The sequence below is a fragment of the Spirillospora sp. NPDC048823 genome (assembly GCF_043198445.1).
Lineage (GTDB): Bacteria > Actinomycetota > Actinomycetes > Streptosporangiales > Streptosporangiaceae > Spirillospora.
The window spans coordinates 610,433-630,365 of record NZ_JBICUT010000002.1 but is presented as its reverse complement, the minus strand read 5'-3'; the positions used below and the strand labels follow the sequence as shown (position 1 = coordinate 630,365).

Annotated in this window: 19 protein-coding genes; 11 read left to right on the top strand and 8 right to left on the bottom strand. The window is 71.0% G+C overall.

Annotated features, from left to right (window positions below):
- Positions 1-174: 174 nt before the first annotated feature.
- From ACGFK0_RS06410 to ACGFK0_RS06400, 3 genes are all read left to right on the top strand, one after another.
- The gene (locus ACGFK0_RS06410; RefSeq protein WP_392901045.1) at positions 175-1,038 is read left to right on the top strand and encodes an arpA protein; all 864 of its coding nucleotides are present in this window, start codon (positions 175-177) and stop codon (positions 1,036-1,038) included.
- A gap of 84 nt (positions 1,039-1,122) precedes the next feature.
- The gene (locus ACGFK0_RS06405) at positions 1,123-1,938 is read left to right on the top strand and encodes a class I SAM-dependent methyltransferase (protein ID WP_392901043.1); all 816 of its coding nucleotides are present in this window, start codon (positions 1,123-1,125) and stop codon (positions 1,936-1,938) included.
- Between the two features lie 15 nt (positions 1,939-1,953).
- Positions 1,954-3,753, top strand: a complete 1,800-nt coding sequence (locus ACGFK0_RS06400; RefSeq protein ID WP_392901041.1) for a choline/carnitine O-acyltransferase — start codon at positions 1,954-1,956, stop codon at positions 3,751-3,753.
- A 24-nt stretch (positions 3,754-3,777) separates the two neighbouring features.
- On the opposite strand, the gene ACGFK0_RS06395 is transcribed toward ACGFK0_RS06400, so the two are convergent.
- The 4 genes from ACGFK0_RS06395 to ACGFK0_RS06380 are packed head-to-tail and all read right to left on the bottom strand — an operon-like array spanning position 3,778 to position 7,335.
- Positions 3,778-4,953: an ABC transporter permease gene (locus tag ACGFK0_RS06395; protein ID WP_392901445.1), complete on the bottom strand. Its 1,176-nt coding sequence runs from the start codon at positions 4,951-4,953 to the stop codon at positions 3,778-3,780.
- Positions 4,954-4,991: 38 nt separating this feature from the next.
- The gene (locus tag ACGFK0_RS06390) at positions 4,992-5,681 is read right to left on the bottom strand and encodes an ABC transporter ATP-binding protein (protein ID WP_392901039.1); all 690 of its coding nucleotides are present in this window, start codon (positions 5,679-5,681) and stop codon (positions 4,992-4,994) included.
- A gap of 14 nt (positions 5,682-5,695) precedes the next feature.
- Positions 5,696-6,817: a peptidoglycan-binding protein gene (locus ACGFK0_RS06385; protein WP_392901037.1), complete on the bottom strand. Its 1,122-nt coding sequence runs from the start codon at positions 6,815-6,817 to the stop codon at positions 5,696-5,698.
- Positions 6,814-7,335, bottom strand: coding sequence for a hypothetical protein (locus ACGFK0_RS06380; RefSeq protein ID WP_392901035.1), 522 nt, complete (start codon positions 7,333-7,335; stop codon positions 6,814-6,816). Before ACGFK0_RS06380 ends, ACGFK0_RS06385 begins: the two co-directional genes overlap by 4 nt.
- Before the next feature lie 167 nt (positions 7,336-7,502).
- Between ACGFK0_RS06380 and ACGFK0_RS06375 the strand changes: the two genes are divergently transcribed.
- The 3 genes from ACGFK0_RS06375 (at position 7,503) to ACGFK0_RS06365 (ending at position 11,725) form a co-directional block, all read left to right on the top strand.
- Positions 7,503-8,159 (top strand): response regulator transcription factor, encoded by a 657-nt coding sequence (locus ACGFK0_RS06375; RefSeq protein ID WP_392901033.1) that lies wholly within the window; start codon positions 7,503-7,505, stop codon positions 8,157-8,159.
- A gap of 2 nt (positions 8,160-8,161) precedes the next feature.
- On the top strand, positions 8,162-9,340 hold the full coding sequence (locus tag ACGFK0_RS06370; RefSeq protein ID WP_392901031.1) for a sensor histidine kinase: 1,179 nt from the start codon (positions 8,162-8,164) through the stop codon (positions 9,338-9,340).
- A 90-nt stretch (positions 9,341-9,430) separates the two neighbouring features.
- Positions 9,431-11,725, top strand: coding sequence for an ATP-binding protein (locus ACGFK0_RS06365; protein ID WP_392901029.1), 2,295 nt, complete (start codon positions 9,431-9,433; stop codon positions 11,723-11,725).
- Between the two features lie 139 nt (positions 11,726-11,864).
- Here the strand turns inward: ACGFK0_RS06365 and ACGFK0_RS06360 are convergent, their stop codons facing one another.
- The 3 genes from ACGFK0_RS06360 to ACGFK0_RS06350 form a co-directional block, all read right to left on the bottom strand.
- The gene (locus ACGFK0_RS06360) at positions 11,865-12,332 is read right to left on the bottom strand and encodes a hypothetical protein (RefSeq protein WP_392901027.1); all 468 of its coding nucleotides are present in this window, start codon (positions 12,330-12,332) and stop codon (positions 11,865-11,867) included.
- Positions 12,333-12,534: 202 nt separating this feature from the next.
- The gene (locus ACGFK0_RS06355; RefSeq protein ID WP_392901025.1) at positions 12,535-13,275 is read right to left on the bottom strand and encodes a hypothetical protein; all 741 of its coding nucleotides are present in this window, start codon (positions 13,273-13,275) and stop codon (positions 12,535-12,537) included.
- 56 nt (positions 13,276-13,331) lie between these two features.
- Positions 13,332-14,162, bottom strand: a complete 831-nt coding sequence (locus ACGFK0_RS06350) for a helix-turn-helix domain-containing protein (protein WP_392901023.1) — start codon at positions 14,160-14,162, stop codon at positions 13,332-13,334.
- A gap of 309 nt (positions 14,163-14,471) precedes the next feature.
- Between ACGFK0_RS06350 and ACGFK0_RS06345 the strand changes: the two genes are divergently transcribed.
- Genes ACGFK0_RS06345 through ACGFK0_RS06325 form a run of 5 tightly spaced genes read left to right on the top strand, consistent with a single transcriptional unit; the run spans position 14,472 to position 18,387 of the window.
- The gene (locus ACGFK0_RS06345) at positions 14,472-15,791 is read left to right on the top strand and encodes an ATP-binding protein (protein ID WP_392901021.1); all 1,320 of its coding nucleotides are present in this window, start codon (positions 14,472-14,474) and stop codon (positions 15,789-15,791) included.
- On the top strand, positions 15,788-16,222 hold the full coding sequence (locus tag ACGFK0_RS06340; protein ID WP_392901019.1) for a roadblock/LC7 domain-containing protein: 435 nt from the start codon (positions 15,788-15,790) through the stop codon (positions 16,220-16,222). Before ACGFK0_RS06345 ends, ACGFK0_RS06340 begins: the two co-directional genes overlap by 4 nt.
- Entirely contained in the window at positions 16,219-16,623 is a 405-nt protein-coding gene (locus ACGFK0_RS06335) for a DUF742 domain-containing protein (RefSeq protein ID WP_392901017.1), read from the top strand. Before ACGFK0_RS06340 ends, ACGFK0_RS06335 begins: the two co-directional genes overlap by 4 nt.
- Positions 16,601-17,197 carry an ATP/GTP-binding protein gene (locus tag ACGFK0_RS06330; RefSeq protein ID WP_392901015.1) on the top strand — a complete coding sequence of 199 codons (597 nt, stop codon included), beginning with the start codon at positions 16,601-16,603 and terminating at the stop codon, positions 17,195-17,197. Before ACGFK0_RS06335 ends, ACGFK0_RS06330 begins: the two co-directional genes overlap by 23 nt.
- Positions 17,194-18,387, top strand: coding sequence for a cytochrome P450 (locus ACGFK0_RS06325; RefSeq protein WP_392901013.1), 1,194 nt, complete (start codon positions 17,194-17,196; stop codon positions 18,385-18,387). Before ACGFK0_RS06330 ends, ACGFK0_RS06325 begins: the two co-directional genes overlap by 4 nt.
- A 68-nt stretch (positions 18,388-18,455) precedes the next feature.
- On the opposite strand, the gene ACGFK0_RS06320 is transcribed toward ACGFK0_RS06325, so the two are convergent.
- Positions 18,456-19,847 carry an SPFH domain-containing protein gene (locus tag ACGFK0_RS06320; protein WP_392901011.1) on the bottom strand — a complete coding sequence of 464 codons (1,392 nt, stop codon included), beginning with the start codon at positions 19,845-19,847 and terminating at the stop codon, positions 18,456-18,458.
- Positions 19,848-19,933 lie beyond the last annotated feature (86 nt).

Below are 19,933 nucleotides of genomic sequence, written 5' to 3'. Positions count from 1 at the left end.
GGTGATATGGAACACACCGGACACGCCGGGCGGGCGAGCCCGGGACCGTTCGAAGGCACAGGTCACGGGCCCGGCTTATCGTCTTCTGACAAAGCAGACCCGAAAAGCAGGGCCTGAATTGCCGGAAGAGTTGTGCTAAACCCATCTGGGGTTCGCCGGACTGGAAGGATCTTCATGGGCGCAGCGGAGGCTCTCGGCCGGGTGATCGATACGAGGCGCTATCCGCTGACCGAGCCGGACGGCGCCGGATGGGACTCCGTCGTTTCCCGCACCCGCGCCGCACTGGCGGAATCGGGGTGCTGCGTCCTGCCCGACTTCATTCGCCCGTCATTGCAGGACGAACTGAGCGCGGAATGCGCGACGATCGCACCGCGCGCCCATTACGACGTCGAAACGGTCAACGCCTACAACATCGATGTCGGCAGCCCGTTGCCGGAGGATCATCCGGGCCGCATCACGATCGAGCGGGGCAACGCGTTCGTCGCCCGCGACCACATCCCCGCCGATCTCATCATCCACCGGCTCTATTCGAGCGGGCTCTTCCAGCGGTTCGTGGCCGCCTGCTTCGGGCTGCCGCGCGTGCACGAACTCGCCGACCCGCTGTCGGGGCTGTGCCTCAACGTCGTCAACCCCGGGATGGAGCACCCCTGGCATTTCGACACCAACGAGTTCACCGTGAGCCTGCTGACCCGGGAAGCGGAGGACGGGGGCGTCTTCGAGTACTGCCCGAACATCAGGTCGGCGGAGGCGGAGAACTTCGATGCCGTCCGCCGGGTGCTGACCGGACACGGCGGGGACCTCGTCCGCCGGCTGACGCTGCGCCCCGGCGACCTGCAGCTCTTCAAGGGGAGGTACTCGCTGCACCGGGTGGGGACCGTCAACGGGGACACGGCGCGGCACACGGCGATCTTCGCCTACAGCGAGCGCCCGGGGGTCATCGGCAGCGTCGCGCGCACGAAGCAGCTCTTCGGCCGCGTCCTGCCCGAGCACCTGGCGGCGGAGGGACGCGCCGTCCGGGTCGACCGGCTGCTGGACTGAGCGTTTTCCACCCGGCCCGTCCCCGAGAGGCCGTGACCGTTGCAGGCCACCGAGGATGGAAAGTGCTCACTAGGGAGGTTCTCCGTGCGCGTCGACACGACGGGCAAGATCTCGCTCGACCACATCTACACGCGGCCCGACCCCCGCGCCTACTTCACCACACTCCGCGAACTCGACTACAACATCCCGGAACTGGCCAAACCGCATTTCCGCCGGTTCATCGCCGATTACCGGGAGACGCGCGGAGTGCCGTCCCCGACCGTTCTGGACATCGGCTGCTCCTACGGCATCAACGCGGCACTGGTGAAATACGGCGCCACCATGGACGAGCTGTACGATCGCTACAGCGGCCGCGACGCCCACCGGGGCACGCGCGCGACGCTGCTGTCCCGCGATCGGGAGCTGATCCGTTCCGGTGAACCAGAGAACAGCCTGCGCTTCCTTGGCCTGGACGCCTCGGAACAGGCCCTTTCCTACGCCCTCGAAGCCGGATTCCTGGACGGTGCCGTCCACGCCGATCTGGAGAACGGCGAGCCGACCGACGAACAGCGCGCACAGCTCGCCCGTACGGACCTGGTCATCTCCACGGGCTGTCTCGGATACGTCACCGAGCGCACCATTTCCCGGGTCATCGAGGCCCAGGACGGACGCAGGCCGTGGATGGCGCACTTCGTCCTGCGGATGTTCCCGTTCGACCCGATCGCCGAGACGCTCGCCGCCGCCGGATACGAGACCGTCCGCCGCGACGGCCTGTTCAGGCAGCGGCGGTTCGCGACGCCCGAGGAGCAGTCGCTCGTCCTGGACCGGCTCGCGGGCATCGGCGTCGACCCGCGCGGCCTGGAGTCCGACGGCTGGTTCTACGCGCAACTCCACATCTCCAAGCCCGCGACTGAGCACTGACTACACGAGGATCGAATGAACGCCAGCGAAGAACTCTCGACCCGCACCTTCGGCAACGAGGCGCGTCTGCCGCGGGTGCCGCTGCCGACGCTCGACGCGACCTGCGAACGGTTCATGGAGTGGTGCGGGCCGCTGCTGACCGAGGACGAGCGGGCGCGGACCGAGTCCGCGGTGGCCGAGTTCGCCCGGCCTGACGGCGCGGGCCGCGCGCTGCAGGCGGCACTCGAACGCTACGACGCCGCCGAGGGCGTGCACAGCTGGCTCGACACCTTCTGGCCGTACCGCTACCTCGGCCGGCGTGACCGGATCGCGTTGAACGCGAACTTCTTCTTCCTCTTCAAGGAGTCGGACGAGGGGCAGGCGGACCGGGCGGCCGGGCTCATCGCCGGTGCGCTGGACTACAAGCTGCGGCTCGACGACGAGGCCGTCCCTCCCGTCCTGCAGCGCGGGCGGCCGCTGACGATGGAGCAGAACAGGTTCCTGTTCTCCACGACGCGCATCCCCGGCACCGAGCAGGACACCGTCCGCGCCCCCTACACGGAGGACTGGCCGGGGCCGTCGCAGGCCCGCCACATCGTGGTGTTCTTCCGCGGCAACATGTTCCGGATGGACGTGCTCGGCCCGGACGGACGTCCCCACACGCTGGACGAGCTGACCGCGGGGCTGGACGCCGTCATGAAGGCCGAGGCGGCCCCGGAGCCGTCCACCGGCCACCTCACCACCAAGGCCCGCGCCGAATGGGCCGAGAGCCGCCGGGCGCTCCTCGCGCTCGACCCCGCCAACGCGAAGGCGCTCGACGATGTGGAGACGGCGCTTTTCTGCGTCTGCCTGGAGAACTTCGCCCCCAGGAACACCCTCGACGCCTGCGACCATCTGCTCCACGGCGACAGCGGCAACCGCTGGTTCGACAAGGCCGTGTCCTTCGTCGTCTTCGGCGACGGCACCGCGGGCATCAACGTCGAGCACTGCGGGCTCGACGGCACGACGATCCTCAGCTTCGTCGACGCGGTGCTGGGCGCCTCCCCCGAGGAGCTCTCCCGGCGGTCGGGCGCGGTGCCGCAGGGCCTGCCTGTCACCGAGGCCATCGAGTTCGTCCTGGACGACGACCTGCGGCGCGACATCCAGGACGCCGCGTCGTCGTTCGCCGCGTACGGCGCCGCGACGGCCACCTCCACCGTGTCGTTCGACGACTTCGGCACCGATGCGATCAAGCGGCTGAGGATGTCCCCGGACGCGTTCGTCCAGATGGCCTACCAGCTCGCGCACAAGCGCGCGAAGGGCCTCACCGGCGCCACCTACGAGTCGATCGCGACCCGCCAGTACCGGCACGGACGCACCGAGGCGATGCGCGTCGTCACCCCCGAGGTGCTGCGCTTCGTGGAACTCATGGACGACCCCGCCGCCGGCGCCGCGGCGCGCCGGGACGCGTTCCGCGCCGCCGCCGACGCGCACGTCAGGCGCGCGAAGGAGTGCCAGTCCGGCCAGGCCCCCGAGCAGCACCTGTGGGAGCTGCAACTGATCCAGAAGCGGCGCGGCGCCGAGCTGGGCGTCACCGGTCCGCTCCCCCTGTTCGAATCGCCCGGCTGGGTCACGATGCGTGACGACTACCTGAGCACCAGCTCGGCGCCGTCCGTCAACATCCGGTACTTCGGTTTCGGGTCGACCAGCGAGCAGTGTGTCGGCGTCGCCTACGTGCTGCTCCCCGACCGCTTCAACGCCTACCTCAGCACCCCGCGCCCGGTGGCGGACGCGATGCAGACGTTCGCGGACCGGCTCCGCGACGCCGTCCGCGAACTGCGGGAGCTGCTCGCCTGATCAGCGGCCCGGCCGGTCCGGGCGTCACGTCGCCGCCAGCGCCTCGGTGGGGCTGAGACGGGACGCCCGGACCGCCGGGTAGAGTCCGGCCACCGCGCCGATCACCAGGGTCGCCGCCACACCGCCCCCCACCGCCCAGGCCGGGATGACGACCGGCCAGCCCTGGTAGAGGGCGTAGACGCCCGTGACGATCGCCCCGATGAGCGCGCCGCCGGCGCCGCCGAGCGTCGACAGCAGCAGTGACTCGGCGAGGAACTGCGTGCGGATCTGGCCGCGGGTCGCGCCGAGGGACCGGCGCAGGCCGATCTCCGAACGGCGCTCCAGCACCGAGATGACCATCGTGTTGGCCACCCCGACACCGCCGACGAGCAGCGCGACGGCGCCGAGCCCGAGCAGCAGCCCGGTGAACGCCTCACCGGCGGCCTTCTTCGCCGCCAGCGCGTCCGAGGGGCGCGACACCTCCACCTCGTTCGGCGCCTGCGGGTTCGCCGTCGCGCCCAGCACGTCCCGGACGTCCTCGACGCTCGCCTCCTGCGAACGGGTGTAGATCGTCGTAGGATGCCCGTCGAAGCCCAGCCGGTCCTGCGCCGCCGGCCAGCCGACGAGCGCGGCGGTGTCCAGCTCGGGCGCGAGCGGCGCCGGTTCGAGGATGCCGATGACGGTGAACCACCGGCCGCCGATGAGCACCCGCACGTCCGGGGCCGCGTGGCCGATGCCGAGCCGCTCCGCGGCGGTCGCGCCGAGCACCGTCGCCGGGAACGCCCCGGTCGCGGCGTTCAGCCAGACGCCGCTGCGGAGCTCGGCGCCCGTGGCGGCCCGCAGGTCGGTGCGGGCGGCGTAGGCGGCGATCCCCTTCGTCTCGGTCTCCGGGACCTTGTTCGTCCGGTACACCTTCGCCTCGTCCAGCAGGGCGGTCGCCGACACCTCCCGCACCGGGGCGATCCGCGCCACCATCGCCTCCGACTCCGGGGGTAGCTGCGCCTCCTCACCGGTAAGCGTGCTGCCGGGAGAGACCGTCAGCAGGTCCGTGCCCAGCGCGGCGAGCGCCCGGTCGAGGTCGGCGCGGGACGACGAGGACACGCCGACGACCGCGACCATCGCCGCGATCCCGATCGCGATACCGAGCGCCGACAGGAACGCCCGCATCGGGCGGGTGCGCAACCCGACCGCGCCGACCCTGACCACGTCCCCCGGCCACATCCGCGCCGGCCGCGGCGCGGACCGCGCCACCGGGGCCGTCACCGCGCCGCCCTCGTGGTGGACGGCTCTGCGAACCCGGCGCCCGTCGCGGAGTCGTCCACCACGAGGCCGTCGCGCATCCGGACCCGGCGGGGCAGCCCCTCCGCGATCTCCCGGTCATGCGTGATGATCACGACGGTGGTGCCGGCGGCGTGCAGCTCGCGCAGCACCGCCATCACCCCGTCCCCCGACGCCGAGTCGAGCGCGCCGGTCGGCTCGTCGGCCAGCAGCAGCGCCGGCTCGCCTGCCACCGCACGCGCGATCGCGACGCGCTGCCGCTCGCCGCCGGACAGCTCGTGCGGCAGATGGTCCATCCGGTGGCCGAGGCCGACCCGCTCCAGCGCCGCCGCGGCGCGCCGGCGCCGCACCACCGCACGAAGCCCCGAGTACAGGAGGCCGTCCGCCACGTCGTCGATCGCCGGGGTGCCCGCGGCGAGATGGAAATGCTGGAAGACGAAGCCGATGCGGCTCGCCCGCAGCGCCGAAAGCCGGTTGTCGGCCAGGCGCCCCACGTCGTGCCCGTCGATGTGGACGCTGCCCGAGGTCGGGCGGTCCAGCGTGCCGAGGACGTTGAGCATGGTCGACTTCCCCGAGCCGGACGGGCCGGCGATGGCGACCAGCTCCCCCGCGCCTATGTGCAGCGACACGCCGTCGAGGGCGCGGACACCGCCGGGGTACAGCTTCGCCACGTCCCGCAGTGTGATCATTTCGGTACCCCCACGACCGTGCCCTCGGCGATCCCCGGCCCGGATATCTCCACCCTGCCGTCCGCGAACAGGCCGGTTTCGACGGGGACGTACGACGAGGCGGCGCCCTTGACGACCTCCACACCGAAGCCGCCCTCCCGCAGCGCGACCAGCGCGGAGACCGGCACCGCCAGGACCTTCTCGCGCCTCCCGGCGGTGAACGCGACATCGACCGAGGCGAGCGTGTACTCGGCGGCGGCCTTCTTCGCCTCGCCGGAGTCGAGCCAGATGGTCACCTCCACCTTCGTCGACGGATCCTGGCCCTGTTCCCCGGGTTCGATCACCGTCGTGACCTCGTCGATCTTCGCGGTGACGGTCTTGTTCTCCGGCAGGGTCACCTGGACCTCGGCCCCCTTCTCGGCCATCCGCTGGTCGGCGGTGTCCAGTTCCACGGTCACGGCCTTGGTGGTGCCGGTGTAGTCGAGGATCTTCTTGCCGGGCGCCGCCGGCTCGCCCGCGTTCGCGTGGACGCCGTCCACCAGGACGGGCCCGGACGCGAACGCGACCCGCCCGGGTTCCACGGTCCCCGTCTCCGCCACGCCGATGTCGTCCTGCCATTCCATGACGGCGGCGGCCGTGTCCGCGGTGTACTCGCCGTCCACGGTGAAGCCGCCGTAACCGAGCTTGCCGAGATTCGTCTCGAACCGCTTCACGTCGGACCCCTCGGTGCCGATCGTCAGCGGCCGGTAGGACGGCTTGGACCCGTACATCAGCACGACCGGGTCGCCGTCCACCTCGTACAGCTCATGGCCCCGGGTGATCTCGTCGCCGCTCTCGGGGAGCTTCGTCAGCGTCCCCTTCGCCTGGCTCGTCGCGGTGTGAGCCGGGCCGTAGCCGAGCTGTCCGTCCTCGGTCAGGGTGTCCTTGAGCGTCTGCCTGGTCACCTTCGTGGTGGCCGGCGGCAGGTCCGTCGCCGTCCGGCCATCCGGGTCCTCGCCGCCGAGAGCCGCGGCGGTCGCGACGCCGCCCACCGCGACCAGGGCGCCGGCGGCCAGGGCGACCTTCAGGCGCGGGCGCCCGCGGGGCGGACGCTTCGGCTCCTTCACCGGCGCGGGTGCCACGGTGACATCGCCGGTCACTTCCCGCCGCCCTGCAGGACGTCCTGGCACTTGCGCTGCGCGGGCTCCAGGTCCGGGTCGTCGCCGACCGTCCTCTTGTCGATCATGATGCCGCGCTGGCCCGGCTTGGGGTCCGGGAACTTCTCCACGCCGTTCCGGCGCATGCACTCGGCGAACTTGCGGCCGCGCTCCTGCTGCTCGGGATCCGGCGCGCCGGTGGCGTTCGCCTGCGGGTCGTACTTCCGGCACGCGGTCATGGCCTTGTCCATGACCACCTTGTCGCCCTTGTGCTTGAGCCGGATGCCCTGGCCGGGCTTCGGGTCCTCCATGTCCACGCCGTGCTCGCGCATGCACTGGGCGAACTTGACGCCCATCTCCTCGCGGCTCCGCTTCTCGCCGTCCCCGGCCGCGGCGCCCTGCTTCCCCCCGCCCGCCGAGGCCACCCCCGACCCGTCGCCGTCACCGTCGCCCGAGCCGCAGCCGGACATTGTCAGGGCCAGGGCCAGCGGCACCATCGCGAACATCCGCAGACGCATCATGTCGTCCCCTCGTCTTCGCGGCCGGAGCGGTTCCGGCCGGACGGAAGGCGATGCAACCCGGCCGGACGTTTCCCCCGCGTTTCCGCTCCGGCGACCCGGATCACTAACGGAAACGAAACACCGCGCCGGGCACACTCTCACCGGTCGGGGAAGGCGGAGGGAGCATCATGCGGGTGCTGGTGGTGGAGGACGAGCGGCTGCTCGCAGGCGCGATCGCCGAATGGCTGAGGGACGAGGCCCACGCCGTCGATCTCGCCCACGACGGGGCCGCCGCCCTGGAACGCGTCTGCGTCAACGACTACGACGTCGTCGTCCTGGACCGCGACCTTCCCCTCGTCCACGGCGACGACGTCTGCCGGGAGATGGTGCGGGGCGAGACCTCGGCGCGCGTCCTGATGCTCACCGCCGCCGCCGAGATCACCGACCGCGTCGGCGGCCTCGGGCTCGGCGCCGACGACTACCTCACCAAACCGTTCGCGTTCCCCGAACTGGCCGCCCGCGTCCTCGCCCTCGGCCGCCGCTGCCGTCCCGCCGCGCCGCCGACGCTGCGCCGCGCCGGCATCACCCTCGACCCGGCGCGCCGCGAGGTGTTCCGGGACGGACGTTACGTCCCCCTCGCGAAGAAGGAGTTCGCCGTCCTCGCCGAACTGCTCCGCGCCGACGGCGCCGCCGTCTCGTCCGAGCAGCTCCTCGAAAAGGTGTGGGACGAGCACGCCGACCCGTTCACCGGGGCCGTCCGCCTCACGGTCCTCAAGCTGCGCCGCAAACTCGCCGACCCGCCCGTCGTGGAGACCGTCAAGGGAGCGGGGTACCGGATCCCATGAGGATGTCGCTCCGCACCCGGTTGACGCTCACCTACGGCGTCCTGTTCTTCGTCGCGGGCCTGCTGCTCCTCGGCGTCACCTACGTCCTGTTCGGCCAGCAGATGCCCCGCGCCAACACGAAGATCCTCGCCACCCGCACCGGCCCCGGCCCCGCCACGTCGCCCGCCCCCCTGGACGACAACGGCCGGCTCATGGCGGAGACCCGGCGCCTCTTCGAGAAGGAGCGTGACGAACTGCACGACGCGGCCACCACCTCCCTGGTCACCCAGGGGTCGATCGCGCTCCTCGTCGTCGGCGGGGCCGCGGTGGGCTTCGGGTGGCTCATCGCGGGCCGGGTCCTCACGCCCCTGCACCGCGTCACCGACACCGCCCGCCGCATCGCCGGCTCACCCGCCGCCGACCGCGGCCTGCACGAACGCATCGCGCTCCGCGGCCCCCACGACGAGGTCAAGGAGCTCGCCGACACCTTCGACACGATGGTCGAACGCCTCGACCGGTCCTTCGACGGCCAGCGCCGCTTCGTCGCCAACGCCTCCCACGAGCTGCGCACCCCCCTCACCCTGGGCCGCGCCCTGGTCGAGGTGGCGATGCACCGCGCGTCGGCGTCCCCGGACGTCCGGCAGCTCGGCGAGACCCTCCTGCAGATCAACGCCCGCCACGAACGCCTCATCACCGGCCTGCTCCTCCTCGCCCGCTCCGAGAACGAGATCACCACCCGCGCCCCGGTCGATCTCGCGGACGTCGTCGTGCACGTGGCATCGCAGACCGCCCAGGAGGCGAAGGACGCCGGCATCGCCGTCGAGACCGACACGGCCGAGGCCACGACCACCGGCGACGCCCTCCTCCTGGAACGCGTCGTCCAGAACCTCCTGGAGAACGGCCTGCGCCACAACACCGAAGCCGGCTGGGTCAGGATCTCCTGCCGGACACACGACGACCAGGCCGTCCTGGAGGTCTCCAACTCCGGCCCCGCCGTCCCGCGCTACGAGGTCCCCGCCCTCTTCGAACCCTTCCGCCGCCTCGACGCCGACCGCGTCGTCACCGCGAAGGGCGCGGGCCTCGGCCTGTCGATCGTCCAGTCGATCGTCCGCGCCCACGACGGCACCGTGTCGGCCGTCCCCCGCGAATCCGGCGGCCTCCACCTGACCGTCACACTCCCCAGCCCCCCGCCCCCCACGTAACGCCCAGGCGGTGTGTGCACTTGTGCGCAGTCCGCGGGAACGTCACGGGTTACGGTGAGCCCAGGTCGATCTAACCGCGGAGGGCCCGGCATGACGACCTATCTGGGCGGGGCGAACATCGGAGGCGACTCGGTCTCCGGCAACAAGATCGTTCACATGGCCACGGTGCCGCCGGAGGCCGACGATCCCCCGCGCCAGCTTCCCCTGGGCATCCCGGGCTTCACCGGACGCCAGGACGTTCTCTCCCAGCTCAACTCCCTCGTCGAGACCGGCGGCTCAGCACCGGTGATCATCGCGCTCACCGGTATGCCCGGAATCGGCAAGACCGCGCTCGCGGTGCACTGGGCGCATCTGATGTCGGAGCACTTCCCCGACGGGCAGCTCTTCATCGATCTGCGCGGCTACTCCAGACGCGGCGCCCTGTCTCCCCGCGAAGCACTCGGCCAGGCACTGCGGACACTACGGGTTCCATCGAGCCGGCTGCCCGTCGACGAGGACGAACTCGCGGCCCTCTACCGCTCACGGCTCGCCGGCAAACGCGTCCTGATCGTCCTGGACGACGCCGCGAACCCGCAGCAGGTCTCCCCGCTCCTCCCAGGGACGTCCTCTTGCGTGGTGGTGGTGACCGCCCGCCGGAAACTCACCGCACTGGTGGCGAGGTACGGCGCGCGCGCCCAGGCGCTCGACCCTCTCCCGGAGGCCGAGGCCCTCGCCCTGGTCAGCGAAGTGGCCGGGCACGAGCGGACGCGGCGCGAGCCGGACGCCGCCGCGGAACTCGTCAAGATGTGCGCACGCCTCCCCCTGGCACTCCGCGTCGCCGCCGCGAACCTCGCCGCCCGGCCGCGGCAGTCGTTCGCCGAAACCGTGGAGGCGCTCGCCGACGGCGACCGGCTGTCCAAACTCGCCTTGGGCGACGACCCCCGGGAGGCGGTCGGTGCCGCGTTCGATCTGTCCTACCGGGGACTCGACGCTGAGACGCGGCGCACGTTCCGGTTCCTCGGACTGGTCGAGGGCCCGAACGTCGCGCCCGAGGCCGTCGGCGCCCTACTCGCGGCGACCCCCGACGCCGCCCGGCGGCTCCTGGACCGGCTGGAGACCGCCGGGCTCGTCCAGGCGATCGGACGCGACCGCTACGACATGCACGAACTTCTGCGCGAGTACGCCCAGGGACGCGCGCTCAAGGAGGACTCGCCCGTCGTCCGGAGCGCGGCGGTCCAGCGGCTCGCGATGTGGTACCTCGCCACCGCCCAGCAGGCCGGACGGTTCCTCGACAGGTACCGCCGGACGATCCGGCAGGAGCTGACCGCACCGCCCGTGAACCCGGATCCGGCCGAGCGGACCGGCCACCTCGAATGGTTCGCGCTCGAGCAACAGAACCTGACCGAGATCACACGGCAGGTCGCCCGCCTGCACTGGGATCAACTCACCTGGGAACTGGCGGACGCCGTCTACGACTTCTTCGAGTTGCGCCGGTACTGCCACGAGAACCTGGAGGTCCACAGGCTGGGGCTTGAGGCGGCACAGCGCGGATCGAACCCGCTGGCCCGGTTCTTCATGCACCACCACTTATCGGTGATCTACCGCGAGCTCGGCCGCACCCAGGAGGCACTCCTGGAGGCGGCGTCCGCACTCCAGCTCAGCGTCCAGATCGAGGACCACTACGGCGAGGCCGCCGTCCTGGACAACATGGCCCGGACCTACCTTCAGCTCAGCGACTACCGGATGGCGCTCGAACTGGGCAAGCAGGCGCTCGTGATGCGCCGCGAGATCAGCGACCGGCACGCCGAGGCGACCACCCTCGACACCCTGGCCCGCGGATACCAGGGGCTCAGCAGGTACGACAAGGCTTTCAAATGCGCCGACGATGCGCTGACCATCCGCAAAGAGATCGGGGACCTCAGGGGCGAGGCCGAGACCCTCGACAACATGGCCCGGATCTACTTCGGCTGGGGACACGTCGACCACTCACTCGACGCCGCCGAACGGGCACTGAAGATTCGCCAGGAGATCGGGGACGAACGCGGGATCACGAGCTCCCTCGACCTGCTGAGCAAGGTGTACCTGAGAATGGGGCTCGCGGAGAAGGCGCTCCGGACCGCCGAAATGGCCTTCACGCTGGAGGAGAGCGTCGGGTACCGCTACGGTCAGACGGTCACGCTGAGGGCCCTGGCCGAGATACTGATCGTTCTCGATCGTCCCGCAGAAGCGCTGACGAAGGCCCGCCTCGCGCAGGACGTGGCAATGCGGCTGCGCGACCGCCATGAAGAGGCCAAGACACTTCGGCTCCTCGCGGCCATCCACGACGATGCCGGACGAACAGCCGAGGCGCGGACTGCGACGGCCGAGGCGGCCGCCATCTCCCGGGAGCTTGAACGGTTGCTGTAGCGGCGGCCAAATCCCGCCCTCGACTTTCCGTTAACTCGACATTCAGAAGGTTTCTCTGCGGCCATGGATATATCTCCACCTACAGGTAGATTTTTCAACAGGGCGCCAAACCCCAATAAAAATAACAACACATCACACATCACCCTATGATGTCATGTTGCATCACTGAGATTAAGTTTTGGAGCGCGTCCCTGTACGGCTTATGGACATCTTGCCATTCCTGCGACTCTCGAACACCAACGGGCAGATTGGTCTCGACCAGCGCTTCCCGAACGTAACGCAATCTATAATAAACTTCGTCGGAGGCGCTGACTACCGGCTCCGGTGCGATCAGATGGACTCTATATCGAAGCGCAAGGAGCGAATTCGCATCAAAAGCGTTCCTAACGCGATCACGAGTCACTGGCGTTCCTTCGGCTTGCGCAAGCGCTCGCATGCCTGCATCAGTATCAATGAGAGCGGCAAGGAACAGTTCGTACGCATCGCGCCTTCTATCCAGGAAACGTTCACGACGTTCATGCCTCCTGCGCTGCATATCAACGAGAAGCGCCGACCCCGATCCGATCACACCGCCAGCCAGAGCCAAAAGCACAGAACCATAGTCCATTGGTTGAGCGTAAACGTAATAGCAGATTACGTAAATAGCCTATCCGATGCAAGAATCTTGCATACCTTCGTATACGCAAGAAGTGGACACGGGAGCCAACTATTCGAAAGCGTTACTTATTTATCCGTTCCAGAAAGTTGGCACACCTGCCTTCAAGGCCACGCAACGTAGAGCGAGGGCTGGGAGCGATGGGGTCGCCGGGTCAGCGTTCGTTGATGATTTTGTTGCCGAGGACCAGGTCGCCTCTTACCTGGACGTCGCCGCTGAAGATGGTGGAGCCGTCGGGGTCGGGTGAGCGCGGCGCCGGAGGCCGGGTCGACGGGGGGTTCGCGCCGGTCAGGTACATCCACGCTTCGGTGGTCGTCTCCTTGACCTGGACGGTCACCTTTTCGAAGGACCGGGGATCCACGGGGCCGTGCAGGTGGGCCACGAAGGCTTCATAGACGAACGGCGAGACGATGAAGCCCAGGTCGGCGCCTGATTCGGCGAGGGCGGCCTTGAGGACGGGGGCCTCCATGATGCGGGCCGTCTGGATGATGACCTGCCCGTTCAGGCCCTCGGCGTCGGGGGTGACCGGGCCGACGTGCAGGGCGACGCGGAGCTGGATGCGGACGGCGGCGCTGGCGCGGTGGTTGTGCCGGCGGAGCGCGGCGGCCAGTTGGCCGGCGAGGGGGTCGATGAGGAACCTGGTGGGGATGGCGGGCGAGACGATGACCAGGGCGCCGTCGCCGCGGTCCTCGCGGTAGGTCTCCGAGGGCGGGACGCCCGATGTTTCCAGCGCGGACAGCAGGACGCGGTAGGTGACCTCGCGGACGACCTGGCGGTCCTCGTCGTCGCGGGACGGGTCGCCGAAGCCGGCGATGTCGCAGAAGAGGACGGAGCAGTTCAGCCCCGACCAGGTCGCGAGGGCGCGGGGCGGTGCGGGATCCAGGGATGCGTCCACGGCACGAGTGAACGCCCGGGATGGGCGGCTGTCCATGTCATGTGCCACAGAACGGGTCAGCGGGGCGCGGCGTGCCTCCGCAGTTCGCGGGGGCTGACGCCGAAGCGGTGCCGGAAGGCGTGGCTGAGGGCGCTGGCCGAGGAGAAGCCGGTGGCGTGGGCGAGGTCGGTGATGGTGACGTGCTGGTCGAGGGGGTTGCGCAGGCGGTCCCGGACGAGGCGGAGCCGCTCCTCGCGGATCAGCTCGCGGGGGGTGGTCCCGGCCCGCTGGAGGGCGAGCTGGATCTGCCGCAGCGACCAGCCGAGGTCCTGCGCCATCGCGGCGCCGGTCAGGCCGGGGTCGGTGACGTGCTCGCGGACGTAGCGGCGCACGACCGCCTCCACCTCGGCGAGGTGGCCGGGTGCGGGCGGCCGGTCCTCGCCGGCGACGACGATGCACAGCAGTTCGGTGATCCGGTCGCATGCGGCGTCGAACTGCGGTTCGGTGAGGGTCTCGTCTCCGACGGCCCTGACCATGTCGGCGACGACGCGGCCGAGGCCGGCGGACAGGTCGAGGCGGGTGGCGAGCGGCGACGCGGGGCGCAGCCGGCCGTCCACCTCGTGCGCCGGGATCGTCATGACGAGCGCGCGGGCGGGGTGGCGCTGGATGACCCGCAGCGGCACCGCCGGTGACAGCAGGCCGCCCGTCCCCGGCCGGAGCCGCGCCTGCCCGCAGTCGCGGAGCACGAGCATCTCGCCGTGGAGCGGCAGCAGGAAGCGGTAGGCGTCGTCGGGGTCGCGGCGGGCGTCGCCCGCGGTGCGGACGTAGTCGGTCCGGTCCGACCGGTAGAGGACGAGCCGGTAGGCGGCGCTGCTCTGCCGGACCGGCCCGCCGAGGAAGTCGTCCACCGCAGGCCCTTCCGCCGGTCGGTCCGCGTGCCGTGGCCGACCGCCGGCCGGCACCTGATGATCACCGCAGGTGAGCGTAGTACGGTCACGCCGCCAAATCAGGCGAATCAAGCGGAAAGTAACCCGAATCAGACGACGCGTGATCATGCGATGCGCCCGGCGGCAAGATCTCTGCGCGCGAGCACAAGCGCCCCCGTGCACGCCCGTCCTACGGTGCCGAAGCTGCGGCGTATCCGCGTCGTCCGAAACCCGGCCATGAGGCGGTCCGCGCAGGTCCGCCTCGCCCGATTCGTGTACACCGAGGATCTGATGGAGCAATTCCTCTTGGCGACGGCGTTCGCCATCGTGGCGGGCGCGGGCATCGCCGCCGCGGTCCTGCTGGTACGCCAGCGGCAGGCGACCGCCGATCTGCGCGAGCAGAACGCCGCGCTGGCCCGTGGTCTCGACCTGCGGGAGAAGGAGCTGCGGCACCTGGCCGACGTCCGGCTGCCGGAGCTCATGGAGTCACTGGGCAACCCGGGCGTGCACGTCGCCGGCCCGCTGCACGACCTGAACCGCGAGGCGCCCGCCTACGGGCAGTCGCTGCAGACCGTGATGGACCTGTTCGCCGGGTCCGCCGCTCGCGTCCGCGAGCGGTCCGACCGGTCCGCGAAGTCGACGCTGCGGGCGATGATGCGCGCCGTGCAGAGCCTGGCCAACGAGCAGCAGCTCGCCATCTCGACCATGCAGGAACGCCACGACGACCCCGGCGTCCTGGAGGGCCTGCTCCGCATCGACCACATGAACGCCCAGCTCGGCAGGCGCACCCAGGCCACCGCCGTGCTGTGCGGGTCGTGGCCGGGGCAGCAGCGCTCGGCGTCCTCGATGACCGACGTGGTCCGCGGCGCGACGTCCCGGATCCGCGACTACCTGCGCGTCAACATCGAGGGGACGGTGAACAGCGCGGTGACGAGCCGGGCCGTGGAGCCCGTCGTGCTGACGCTGGCCGAACTGCTCGACAACGCCGCCCGGCACTCCCGCCCCGACACCTCCGTCGAGGTCAACTTCCGGTCCGCGCACAACGGCGTCGCCATCACGATCGACGACGCGGGCGTCGCGATGGACGCCGACGAGCTGCAGCGCGCGTCCGACCTGCTGTCGGGCCAGACCTCGGTGGACATCCACCGGCTCGGCGACCCGCCGCAGGTCGGGTTCGCGGTGGCCGGCGTGCTCGCCGCCCGCTACGGGTTCCGGGTGTCGGTCGACAGCCGCTCCCCCTACGGCGGCGTGCGCGCCGTGGTGTTCGTGCCCAGCACACTGCTCACCACCGTCCCGGACGCGCGGCCGCCCGAACCGGTGGCCTCGCCCCGCCCGGCCCTGGAGACCGGCGCCGAGGACGGGCCGTCCACGGCCGGCGGCCTGCCCAAGCGCAGCCGCGTCGCGGTCGCCGAACGGCCCGCCGGGACGGACGGCGAGCCGCCCGCGACGGACACCGGCGGCCCGCCGCCGGCGAGGCCCGCCAGAGACACCGCCGCGGGCCTCGGCGCCTGGCAGCGCGGGACGCGCTCCGGCCGCGCCGGCACGCCGTCCGGCGGCGACGGCACGGACATCGCCGGGCCCGCCATCGAGAGCAAGGACTTGCGGCCATGAACGAGGGGTGGGACGGCGCGATGGACGACGGGACGAACCGGCTCGGCTGGATGCTGGACGACGCGCTGCGCATGCCGGAGACGCGCTACGCGATCCTGCTGTCGGCCGACGGCCTGCTCATGGCGCACTCCGAGCGGATCAGCAGGGACGACGCGGAACGGCAGGCCGCCGGCATGTCGGGGCTCCAGTCGCTCGCCCGCAGCACCGCCGAGTTCTGCGGCGACCCGGGCACCACGTGGCGGCAGACGGTCAACGAGTTCGACGACGGGTACGTGTTCCTCGTCGCCGCCGGCCCCGGCGCGTATCTGGCGGTGTCGGCGACGCAGCACGTCGACATGGAGAGCGTGTCGTTCCGGCTGCAGGAACTGGTGCAGCGGCTGGGCAAGGAGATGACCAGCCCGCCGCGTCCCGGCGCGGGCCGTCCCGCATGACCCCGCGCAGGAACGAGCGGGCACTGGTCCGCCCGCACGTCGTCACCGGCGGCCGGGCCCACCCGACCCGCAACGTGTTCGACCTCGTCACCCTCGTGATCGCCACCGGCGACCTGCCGCTCCACTCCGGGGGGACGGCCGCCCTGGGCCCCCGGCAGCCGCTTTCGAGGACCGGGCTGTCCCCCGAGAAGCTCCGCATAGTCGAACTGTGCCGCGGCGGCGCCCTGTCGGTCGTGGAGATCGCGGGGCATCTCGGCCTGCCCGTCGGAGTCACCAAGGTCCTGCTGTCCGATCTGGTCGACACCGGGCACCTCACCACCCGGGCCGGCGCGCCGGCGGCCCAGCAGTCCCAGGTCCGGCTCCTTCAGGAGGTGCTCGATGGACTCCGCGCTCGCCTCTGAGACGCCCTACCTGCGCGACAGCGTGCGGACGGCCGTCAAGATCCTCATCGTCGGCCATTTCGCGGTCGGCAAGACCACCTATGTCGGGACGCTGTCGGAGATCCGCCCGCTGCGCACCGAGGAGCGGATGACGCAGGCCGGCGCGATGGTCGACGACCTCGCCGGCATCGAGGACAAGACGACCACCACGGTCGCCATGGACTTCGGCCGCCTCACGCTCAGCGACAACCTCGTCCTGTACCTGTTCGGGGCGCCCGGCCAGCAGCGTTTCACCCGGCTGTGGGACGACCTGGCGCGCGGCGCCCTCGGCGCGCTGGTCCTCGTCGACACCGCCCGTCTCAAGCAGTCGTTCGAGATCATGGACCTCGTGGAGCGGCAGGGCCTGCCGTACGCGGTGGCCGTCAACCACTTCGACGCGTCGCCGGCCTTCCCCGAGTCCGAGGTCCGCGAGGCCCTCGACCTCGCGGACACCACGCCGCTGATCACCTGCGACGCCCGCGACCGCAGGTCGTCCACCGAGGCGCTGATCTCGCTCGTCGACCACCTCCTCACCCTCGACACGGAGACACCGTGACCGACGACCGGACCACCCGCGAACCGGCCCGCTTCCCGATGTACGGAGCGGAGTTCGCCAAGGACCCGCGGCCCGTCTACGAGCGGATGCGCGCCCACGGCGACCTCGCGCCCGTCGAACTGGCCCCGGGCGTCCCGGCGACGCTCGTCCTCGGATACGACGCGGCGCTGGAGATCCTGCGCGACCCCGACCGGTTCCCGCGCTGCAGCGAGGTGTGGGAGGAGGAGGTCGGCCCCGAGTGCCCGGTGCTGCCGATGATGATGACCCGGCCCAACGCCCTGTTCACCAACGGCGCCGTCCACGCGCGCCTCCGGTCCGTGATCGTCGACAGCCTGGACCGGGTCGACCCGGCGTCGCTGCGCGAGCACGTCGCGAACGCCGCGAACGGCCTCATCGACGCGTTCGCCGCCGACGGCAAGGCGGACCTCATCGGCCAGTACGCCCGCACGCTGCCGCTGCTGGTGTTCAACGAGATGTTCGGCTGCCCCCGTGACATCGGCGACAAGCTCGTGCGGGGCATGAGCGCCATCTTCAACACCGTCGGCGCCGAGGAGGGCAACGCGCTCCTCGGCGAGGCCACCCTCGAACTGGTGGCGCACAAGCGGCAGAAGCCCGGCGCGGACGTGACGTCGTGGATGATGCGGCATCCCGCCGGGCTCGACGACTTCGAGATGACCCACCAGATCACGCTGCTCGTCGGCGCCGGCACCGAGCCGGAGCAGAACCTCATCGCCAACGGCATCCTGCTCCTGCTGTCGGACGACCGGTTCGGCGGCGACCTGTCCGGCGGCAGCCTGCCCGTCGAGGACGCCCTCGACGAGATCCTGTGGACCGACCCGCCGATGGTCGCCTACGGGACGACGTTCCCGCGCCACGACATCGACTTCCACGGACACCGGCTGCCCGCCCACCAGCCCGTCCTGATCGGCTACGCCGCGGCCAACACCGACCCGTCACGGTCGATGACCGACCGCAAGGGCAACCGCGCGCATCTGTCCTTCACCGGCGGCCCGCACACGTGCCCGGCCAAGAGCCACGCCCGGCTGATCGCGTCGGTCGCCATCGAGACGCTCCTGGACCGCCTGCCCGACCTGGACCTGGCCACCCCGGCAGGCGACCTGGAGTGGCGCCCCGGCCCGTTCCACCGAGCCCTGACCGCCCTCCCCGTCATCTTCCCGCCCACCCGTTGACCTGTGCGGCGCGCCGCCCTTGAGAGACGCTCCCCAAGGGCGGCACGCCGCGGGTGAACGAGGTCCGGTCAGTCTCCGGTGGCGGAGCGCAGGGCGCCCACCACGGCGGTCAGCTGGGTGATCAGGCCGGCCACGCTGGTCTGGTCGGCGCCGTTGACGGTGACGGTGCGCAGCTCGTCCGGCTTGGGCAGCTTGGCCATGATCTCCGGCAGTGTGGCGATGAGACGGGCCTGCACCGCGGCGGGCGTCCGGTCGTTCTCGATCGCGGCGCGGGCGCCCTCCCGCTCCAGGTCCAGCAGCGCCTGCTCGTGCGAGGACCGGGCGCGGGACTCGGCCAGCGCCAGCTCGCCCTCCGCGCGGAGCCGGGCGAGCTCGTGGTCGCGTTCGATGCGCAGCCGCCCCGTCTCCGCCTCCTCCTCGTGCCGCTCGCGCTCCATCCGCAGCTTGTGCCGCGTCGTCTCGGTCTCCATCTCGGCGACCTCGCGGGTGTCGTCGTGCTCGCGTTTCGTGCGGCGCAGCAGCTCGGCCGCCTCGGTGTCGAACAGCTGCGACTCGTTGCGGGCGCGCAGCTCGGCCAGCTCCCGCTCATGCTCCAGCCGCTGCGTCTCCTTGATCCGCGCGGCCGCCATCTCGCGCTGCCCGACGGCCTCCTCGGCCTCCAGCTCCGCCAGCCGGGCGATCTGCCCCTGATGCGCCCGGTACGGCTTCTGCAGGTTCTCCCAGAGCCGGGACGAGCTGACCACGGCCTCCTTGATCTGCACGGTGACGATCCGCAGCCCGAGACCCTGCTCGCCGTCGTCCTGCCCCTCGGCCACCGCGCGGAGCCGGGCCGTCAGCTCCTCGATGATGGGCTGCTTGTCGCTGAGGACGTCCTGTACCCCCATGGTGGAGACCTTGTCCTTGATCGCGGCCTCCGCCTGCTCCCGAAGCTGCAGGTTGACCAGCCGCATCGGGTCGTCGGCGTCGCTGAAGTCGAGTTTGCGGTACGCGATGCCGAAGTCCTGGATGATCCACTGGACGTAGCCCTGGACGAGCACGCCCTGCAGCTCCCGGCAGATGCAGTACGCGTTGATCAGGATCGTCTGCGTCGCGCCCGGCACCACGAGGAACGAGTCGGTGGACGGGTTGAACCGGAACGACACCCCGAGCCCGATGTGCAGCGGCTCCGCCCGTCCGCGCCGGGTGTGGACGACGAACGCGTTCGGCGGGACGAGCACGTTCCTCCACCGCCAGAACCCGCTGATCCGGACGTCCACCGGGCCGGGCGCGGCACGGTCCCGGGCCGGGCCGCCGCCGAGGGCGCGGTCGCGTTTGGCCAGCGGACCGCCCGGCTGCGGCATGGCGCCCGCGGTGGCGGGCACCGGCGCCGGGGTGCGCCTCGCCCTGAGGTCGTCCTCCAGGACCGCCTGCTGGGCGACGACCTTCTCCAGATACGTGTTGCCCTGGTCCTGGGCGCTCATCTCGCTCCTCGGCGCTTGATCGGTTTGGCGGTACCTTATTGCGCTTCGAACCTTCTGATCGGCCGTATGCGTATGTCCGGCCGTGG